The 7,370-nt window shown below is 68.9% G+C and carries 9 protein-coding genes; 4 read left to right on the plus strand and 5 right to left on the minus strand.

Annotated features, from left to right (window positions below):
• Positions 1 to 92: 92 nt before the first annotated feature.
• Positions 93 to 596: a hypothetical protein gene (locus ACIRA7_RS13585; protein WP_396221387.1), complete on the minus strand. Its 504-nt coding sequence runs from the start codon at positions 594 to 596 to the stop codon at positions 93 to 95.
• Positions 597 to 791: 195 nt separating this feature from the next.
• Between ACIRA7_RS13585 and ACIRA7_RS13590 the strand changes: the two genes are divergently transcribed.
• The gene (locus ACIRA7_RS13590; protein WP_396221388.1) at positions 792 to 1,931 is read left to right on the plus strand and encodes a PLP-dependent aminotransferase family protein; all 1,140 of its coding nucleotides are present in this window, start codon (positions 792 to 794) and stop codon (positions 1,929 to 1,931) included.
• 35 nt (positions 1,932 to 1,966) lie between these two features.
• On the opposite strand, the gene ACIRA7_RS13595 is transcribed toward ACIRA7_RS13590, so the two are convergent.
• Complete coding sequence (locus ACIRA7_RS13595; RefSeq protein ID WP_396221389.1) at positions 1,967 to 2,380, minus strand: hypothetical protein; 414 nt, start codon at positions 2,378 to 2,380, stop codon at positions 1,967 to 1,969.
• A 120-nt stretch (positions 2,381 to 2,500) separates the two neighbouring features.
• On the opposite strand from ACIRA7_RS13595, the gene ACIRA7_RS13600 reads away from it, so the two are divergent.
• Positions 2,501 to 3,301 (plus strand): class I SAM-dependent methyltransferase, encoded by an 801-nt coding sequence (locus ACIRA7_RS13600; RefSeq protein ID WP_396221390.1) that lies wholly within the window; start codon positions 2,501 to 2,503, stop codon positions 3,299 to 3,301.
• On the opposite strand, the gene ACIRA7_RS13605 is transcribed toward ACIRA7_RS13600, so the two are convergent.
• Complete coding sequence (locus ACIRA7_RS13605; RefSeq protein WP_396221391.1) at positions 3,298 to 3,972, minus strand: DinB family protein; 675 nt, start codon at positions 3,970 to 3,972, stop codon at positions 3,298 to 3,300. The two genes, ACIRA7_RS13600 and ACIRA7_RS13605, sit on opposite strands and share 4 nt — an antisense overlap.
• On the opposite strand from ACIRA7_RS13605, the gene ACIRA7_RS13610 reads away from it, so the two are divergent.
• A complete protein-coding gene (locus ACIRA7_RS13610) occupies positions 3,950 to 4,384 on the plus strand; it encodes a DUF2809 domain-containing protein (protein WP_396221392.1) in 435 nt (144 codons plus the stop codon). The two genes, ACIRA7_RS13605 and ACIRA7_RS13610, sit on opposite strands and share 23 nt — an antisense overlap.
• On the opposite strand, the gene ACIRA7_RS13615 is transcribed toward ACIRA7_RS13610, so the two are convergent.
• Positions 4,347 to 5,231 carry an aldolase/citrate lyase family protein gene (locus ACIRA7_RS13615; protein ID WP_396221393.1) on the minus strand — a complete coding sequence of 295 codons (885 nt, stop codon included), beginning with the start codon at positions 5,229 to 5,231 and terminating at the stop codon, positions 4,347 to 4,349. The two genes, ACIRA7_RS13610 and ACIRA7_RS13615, sit on opposite strands and share 38 nt — an antisense overlap.
• 190 nt (positions 5,232 to 5,421) lie before the next feature.
• Between ACIRA7_RS13615 and ACIRA7_RS13620 the strand changes: the two genes are divergently transcribed.
• Positions 5,422 to 6,771 (plus strand): RluA family pseudouridine synthase, encoded by a 1,350-nt coding sequence (locus ACIRA7_RS13620; RefSeq protein WP_396221394.1) that lies wholly within the window; start codon positions 5,422 to 5,424, stop codon positions 6,769 to 6,771.
• A 168-nt stretch (positions 6,772 to 6,939) separates the two neighbouring features.
• On the opposite strand, the gene ACIRA7_RS13625 is transcribed toward ACIRA7_RS13620, so the two are convergent.
• A partial coding sequence (locus ACIRA7_RS13625; protein ID WP_396221395.1) for a M28 family peptidase occupies positions 6,940 to 7,370 on the minus strand: 431 nt, incomplete at its 5' end.

The raw sequence follows: 7,370 nt of genomic DNA on the forward strand, positions 1-7,370 counted from the left end.
ACTCTGACCCCTTGAACCCAACGACTCTGACCCCTTGAACCCCTTGAACCCCTTGAACCCCTTGAACGGCGCCGAGGACAAACCGCCGGCGCTTACCGCTTCGTGGGCGGCCCAGCTGGATGCTTCTCGCACACCGGTGGCTGCTCGGCGCTCCACGCCAACGACGCAATGCGCCAAGTGCCCGCACTGCGGACGAGGGTGAAGACATCGACGCCGCAGTGTGACCACGCGCCGTTCACGTACAGGTCGTACGGATACCACACCATTGCGACGCCACCGCTCACCATGGCCTTCGGTGCAAAGCCACGCTCGACGATACCGGACATGGGACTGCCCCGCTGCGCGTCGCGGGTTCGCACCCGGTAGGTCGTCGTGCCGTCGCGGGTGGTGGTGGGAAACATCACCGCTTCGGGCACCATGAGGTCGGTGAAGGCGATGACATCACCGCGCGTGATCGCGGCGAGCGCCGAGTCCGCCACCGCGATGACGGCGCGCGCGTCAGGTGACGTCACCACCGCGCTCTGCGCCTGTGCAACGCGGTGATGCAGGCCGATCAGTGCAACGGCGAAGGCGAGTCGTGTGAGGCGTCGTGTCATGCGTCGCGATCTGAAGGTGATGGTGAACGACCGAATCATCGGTGAGATCCGCCGTCGGTCATGGCGACAAAGGTGCGCCGTGGTCGATCCGATGGCGAGCGCTTTCCGTCAACCCGATAGCGCCGCCGTGGTGTCCGATACACCTTCCGCCCACATGTCGACCGTCCACCTGCCCCCGACCGCCGCCTCTGGCTGGTGCCACCTCCCCCTCAGGAACAGGGTGCCGAGATGATCAACTTCGGCAACGGCCAACCCTCGCTGTCGCTCTTGCCAACGGCGGCGCTGCGCACCGCGACCGAGGACTGCGTCGCACGAGGCGACGCGTCGCTGCTGCAGTATGGCGAGAATCAGGGCGACGCCGCCTTTCGTGCATCACTCGCCGCGTTCCTCACGCGTCGATACGCGTGGCCGGTGCCGGCCGAACAGCTCATGGTCACCGCCGGCGCGTCGCCGGCACTCGATCTGGTCTGCACGCGATTCACCAAGCCCGGCGACACGATCTTTGTGGAGGAGCCGACGTACTTTCTGGCGCTCGAGGTGTTCCGCGATCATGGCCTGACGGTGGTCGGCATTCCCATCGATGGAGAGGGGCTCCGCACCGACGCGTTGCAGGACGCGCTGACGCGGCATGCGCCAGCGCTGCTGTACACCATCCCGTCATTTCAGAATCCTACCGGCACCACGATGTCAGCGTCGCGTCGCGACGCGCTCATCGCCATCAGCCGCGCGCACGACCTGCTCGTCGTGGCGGATGAGGTCTATCATCTACTCGACTTCGACGCCGCGCCGCCGCGACCGCTCGCGTCCTACGCCGAATCGGCGCGCGTGTTGTCGTTGGGTTCGTTCTCGAAGATCTGCGCGCCCGGACTGCGGCTCGGCTGGATCCACAGTACACCGGAGCTGCTCGGCACGCTCATGCGGTCGGGGGTGGTGCAGAGCGGTGGTGGTCTCAATCCGTTCACGTCGGGCGTAGTACGCAGCCTGCTCGATCTCGGGCTCGCCGATCGCACGCTCGATGCGCTGCGCGCCGTGTACGCCGACCGCTCCGCCGTGTTGTGCGGCGCGCTGCGCGAGCAGCTGCCGACCGCGACGTTGGTGGAACCGCGCGGTGGCTACTTCGTGTGGGTGGAGTTGCCGAACGACATGCGCGCGGCCGAGCTGCTGCCACGCGCGAAGGCGGAAGGCGTCAGCTTTCATCCGGGCGGGCGCTTTCTCAGCCGCGACGGGTTCGCGTCGGCCATGCGATTGAGTTTCGCGCACTACGACGCGCCGACGTTGGTGGATGGCGTCGCGCGCCTGGCGCGCGCGATCGCGGGGTACGGACCAGCGGCGTAGCGGTGCGCCGCTGGACGACGCCCGTTAGGGGTTCGTCATTCCAACCATCCCTGTCGCGCCGCCTTGTTGGCCAGCAGGAGCAGCAGCACCGCGATCATCAGCACCATCCCCTGCAGGGCGTACACCGACGTCTCGATGGCCACCGGGCTCATGCCGAACAGGGCGATATCCTGCGCGATGAGCCCCAGCAGCGACGCGAGCAGCGCGCCCTTGGCCCAGCGCTTCTTCATGATCAGCCCCACGCAGCCGAGCGCACCGCCCCACACCGCGATCGCATAGACGGCCACCGCCCACGCGGGTCGCGCCGCGTACAACGCCTGCTGGTCGGGCGACATCGCCGCCACCGCCTCGGGGGTCAGCGTCACGTCCATGAGATAGGCGGCGCAGCCGATGAGGTTCCAGAGCAGCGCGATGATGGCCACCGGCATGTACCATTTGGGACGCGTCACGATAGCTCCGTTCGCGAGAGAGAGAAGGGCGAGCGGCGCCGGGCGCCGTCCGAGGCCGTACGTGGATGATACCTTCAAAGTGCCACCGCCGCCGATCACTCTCCAGAAGGAACACGCCCCGTGACTGACCCGATCCGTTTCAACGATGGCGCGTCGTACGAGCGCTACATGGGCGTGTGGAGCCAGCTGGCCGGTGCCGCGTTTCTGGACTGGCTGGCGCCGGCGTCGGGACGACGATGGCTTGACGTGGGGTGCGGCAATGGCGCCTTCACAGAGCTGCTGGCGTGGCGTTGCGCACCAAGCGCCCTGCACGGCATCGACCCGTCAGCGGCGCAGCTGGCTTTCGCGCGCACGCGTGCCACCTTGCGCGACGCCGAGCTGTGCGAAGGCGATGCGATGACGCTGCCGTATCCCGACGACCACGTCGACGCGGCGGTGATGCCGTTGGTGATCTTCTTCGTGCCCGAGCCGGCGCTGGGCGTCGCCGAGATGGTGCGGGTGGTGCGCGCCGGCGGCCTCGTGGCGGCGTATGCGTGGGACATGCACGGCGGTGGGTTTCCCTACCATGCGGTGCAGCGCGAGATGCGTGAACTCGGGGCGGTGGTGCCGGCACCGCCACGTCCGGAGGCGTCGCGCCGCGAGGTCATGGAGGCGTTGTGGCGCGACGCCGGCCTGATTGATGTCGAGTGCCACCAGCTTACGGTGCAGCGCACGTTCGCGTCCTTCGACGAGTACTGGGCCACCATCGTTGGATGGGACGCCGTGGGTCGGACCATCGCGACGATGTCGCCCGCGGCGAGCGCGCAGCTGCAGGACCGACTCCGCGCGTCGCTACCGGCCGATGACCACGGACGCATCACGTACAGCGCCCGTGCCAACGCGGTGCAGGGGCGGGTGCCGGAGCCGCCCGCGCCGCGCTAGCGGCGGCGCAGCGCCGCCAGTTGCTCGGCGTGGCGCGCCTCATGATGCGCGACCAGCTCCGTCCACGACCGGAGGGTGAGCGGTCCGACGAACGGGTGCGGGAAGAGGATGCCGTCGAGGACGGCCGGATCGGCTGCGGTGAAAGCCGCGAGCAGCGCCGCGCGCGACGCGTGCAGCAGCGCGAGCGCGTCGGCGGCGGCGATCGGCACAATCGGGCGCACGCGTTCGGGCGCTTCAACCTTTTTCGTGTGGTCGCGCACCCAGCCGATCGACGTCTCCGTGAGGCACCCGGCCTGCAGCTCCTCGGCGGTCGCTGTGCGGGGAAGCTCGGCTCCCTTGGCGATCATGCGCGCCACATTGCCTTCCACGCGCGCGCAGTGTTCGATTATCTGCGCGGCCGACCAGCCGCTCCCGCGTCCCGGTTCGCCGCCCGGTCGCGTGCGGTCAGCTTCCGGGATCGACTCGAAAGTGGCGAGCAACTGCGCGCGCTCCTGCTGCAGCAGGGCCAGCAGCGCCGGGACAGAAGTTGTTGGCGTCGTCATCCGGAAAACGTAGTGCCTCCCACCGCGATGCCGCGAGCCGAACGGCGCCCCCCGCCCCCTTTCACGACCGTCCTGCTTGCCCCAGTCGCCCACGCCTTCGCCCACGATGTCGCCGACGCGCTCGACCACGCACGGCCTGGTGCTGCTGATCGGCACCGTGGCACTGGGATTGGGCTCGCGACGCTACCCCGCCGCGCTGCCGGCCTTCGTGTCGACGTACGCGGGTGATGTCCTGTGGGCGTCGATGGTGTTCTGGCTGCTGACGCTCGTGCGCCCAACCGGCGCGAGGGGTACCCTCGCCGCGATCGCCTTCACCATTGCGGTGGCCGTGGAAATCAGCCAGCGCTACCACGTGCCGTGGCTCGATGCACTGCGCGCCTCGAGGCTGGGCGCGCTGGTGCTGGGGCAGGGCTTTCTCTGGAGCGACATCGTCTGCTACGCCGTTGGCGTGACGCTGGCGGCGGTCCTCGATGGGATACTGGCCGGACGACGCCACCGCGCGGTTACGGGCGCTTGGCCACCACGCGACCGGCGCGGATGATCGTCGACGCCTGATCGGCGGTGCCCGACAGGAGCAGGCCGAGGTAGCCCTTCCCGATGCGGTCGTTGATGGTGGCGGCAGTGGCCGTCATCATGCTGGGCATCCCCGCCTTCGCTCCCAGATCGCGTGCACGCTGGCACGCGGCTTCGGCCCCCGGCGCATCGCCGCCCATATCGCGCGTAAGGCTGCCGATGCCGCACGACAGCAGGCTGTACCCCTTCACGGCGGCGATCTCCGGCAACTCGGCGATCGCGCCCTTGTCTTCCACCATGAGCATCGCGATCACGGTGCCCTTGGGATTCGCGGGCGACCACACGTTGGCGCCGGCCTCCGTGAAGAACGCCGCCGCCGTGCGCGCTTCGGCGGCGCTGCGCACGTGCGGGATGACCACGCCGTCGGCCCCGAGGTCGAGCACGGCCTTCACGCGGGCGCGCGTGGAGTCCACGCCGGCGTCCTCGATGGTGGGAATGCGCACCAGCAGCGTGGGCCGCGTGGCGGCACTGCTCATCCGGATGCCGCGCACCATCGCCTGCACCGCGTTCGCGTCGTACGCCCCTTCGAGATTCAGGAAGAGGTAGTCGAGCAGCGGGTTCTCGGCGAGCGCCTTCCCACCGTTCTCGGTGTAGAGCGGCGGCAAGCGGGTGGCGCCCGCCGCGGGGGCCGCCGCCGGCCGCTCGTTGGGCACGAACATGCCGAAGGCGGCGGTGCCCGATCTCCAGAGCGGCAACGCCGCCCCCCCTGACGCGGTGGCCGACGTCGACGAGGGCGCCGCCTTCGGTGCGCTGGCGCACCCACCGAAAAGGGCAGCCGCGAAGGGCAGAGCCACGAGCCAGTCCGTACGACGCATGTGCGATTCTCCTGAGGGTGCGCGTGTTCCGACACGCCGATGCCGCGCGGTGCCGCGCGACGGCGGTATCATATCGCGCCGGGGCTGGACGTGCGCGCTTTTTCGGTGCGCACGGTGCGCGCGCCGTGCGATCTGGGGATCGCCCGACGTCTCGCCGGCCGCGCGTGGACCACCCCGTTATCCTGTGGATGTGCTCCGGTTCTCCTCGCCCCCCGACCCCAGCGATCTCCCCGCGCGATTTCCGAGTCCGTTCGATCGCGCGGCGGTGCATCCGCTCGCCCGGCGGGCGGCCATGGACACGATCGCGGTGCTGCAATTGCCCGGAATGGCCCCGTGGCGGCTCGATGAACCGGGAAGCGGCAAGATGTTCGGGGTGCTGGTGGTAGCGGCTCCTGATGGCACGGTGGGCTATCTACGGGCCTTCTCCGGCATGGTGGCGGGCCAGTGGGTGATCGATGGCTGGGCGCCGCCGGCGTACGATATCGCGGCGCGCGACGCGGTCTGGATTCCCGGTGAGGCCGAACTGTACGACCTCGGCACCGACGACGACGCGCGGACCGCGCGCTCGCGCGAACTGCTGCCGGCGATTCAGAACACGTATCACTTCGCCAATGCGTTGGGCGAGGTGCGCGCGATGCGCGAGCTGTTCGCGCCCAAAGAACCACCGGGGGGCGCCGGCGATTGCGCGGCGCCGAAGCTGCTCGCGCAGGCCTACGCGCAGGGGCTGCGTCCGCTGGCGCTGGCCGAGTTCTGGTGGGGCGCCCCGCCGCGCACGGGGGATCGTCGCGCCGGCTCGTTCTATCCTGCCTGTCAGGGGAAGTGTCCCCCCATTCTTGCGCACATGTTGGGCGGACTGCCGGCCGATCCGCCGCCGGTGTTCGGCGCCGCCGCCATCGCCGAGTCCGAGCCGCGGGTCGTGTACGAAGACGAGTTTCTCGTCGTCGTCGACAAACCGTCCGGATTGCTGTCGGTGCCCGGTCGCAGCGGACTCTTGCGCGATTCGGTGTCCACGCGGCTGCGGGCGCGCTACCCCGACGCCACCGGACAGCTGGTAGTGCATCGCCTCGATCTCGACACCTCGGGCTTGCTGCTGGCGGCCAAGCACACGGCCACGTTCTCCGCCTTGCAGCGACTCTTCTCGCTGCGCGAGATCCGGAAGCGTTACGTGGCGTGGCTGGATGGCGATGTGTCGGGCAATGAGGGGCTCATCGATTTCCCCATGCGCATGGATATCGACGATCGCCCCCGACACATCCACGATCCGGTGCATGGGAAGCACGCGGTGACGGGATGGCAGGTGCTGGAGCGCGCGGGCGGGCGCACGAAGGTGGCCTTCACCCCGCACACGGGGCGCACCCACCAGTTGCGCGTGCATGCGTCCAATCCGCTCGGGCTCGATGCGCCGATCGTGGGCGACCGTCTGTACGGGCGTAGCGCCCCCGAGTACGGCGAGCGGTTGCTGCTGCACGCCGAGTCGCTGGCGTTTACGCATCCGGAGACGGGGGCCGAGTTGATCCTGACCAGTCCGGTACCGTTTTGAGCGGTACGGCACACTGAAACTGTGAACTGAAACTGCGAACACCTTAGGGAGCAGGGAGGAGGGTATCAGGGGGCAGGAAGCAGGTGAACGGCGCGCGGCTTTCCTGCCTCCTGCTCCCTGATACCCTCCTCCCTGCTCCCTAGGGAGTTATGCGTTGAGAGTCGCCACTTACCTCGGCAACCCCTGCTCCAGATCCGCCGCGATGTACGCCATCACCGCCATGGCCGCCACGCAGCGCTGCACTTCGGCGCGGTCGAGTTTATCGGGCGTGTCGGCATCGGTGTGGTGGAACCAGAAGTAGCGGGTGCCGTCCACGTTCAGCCCCATGCCCGGCACGCCGGTGGCCATGATGGGTCCGATGTCCGCGCCGCCACCGGACGCTTCGATCTTGCCGGCGTTGATCGGGTTGAGCAACGAACCGATCGCGGTCACGATCGCGCGTGCCGCTGGTGACCCCGTGAAGCCGAAGCCAAGCGGTGAGAACACGCCACCGTCGGATTCGATGGCCAGTTGGTGCGTCTCGTGCTGGTGTGCATCGCGATACGCGTTGCCGCCGCGCATGCCGTTCTCTTCGTTCGTCCAGCCCACGGCGCGGATCG

It is taken from the genome of Gemmatimonas sp. (assembly GCF_044376735.1).
In the GTDB taxonomy this organism is placed as follows: domain Bacteria; phylum Gemmatimonadota; class Gemmatimonadetes; order Gemmatimonadales; family Gemmatimonadaceae; genus Gemmatimonas.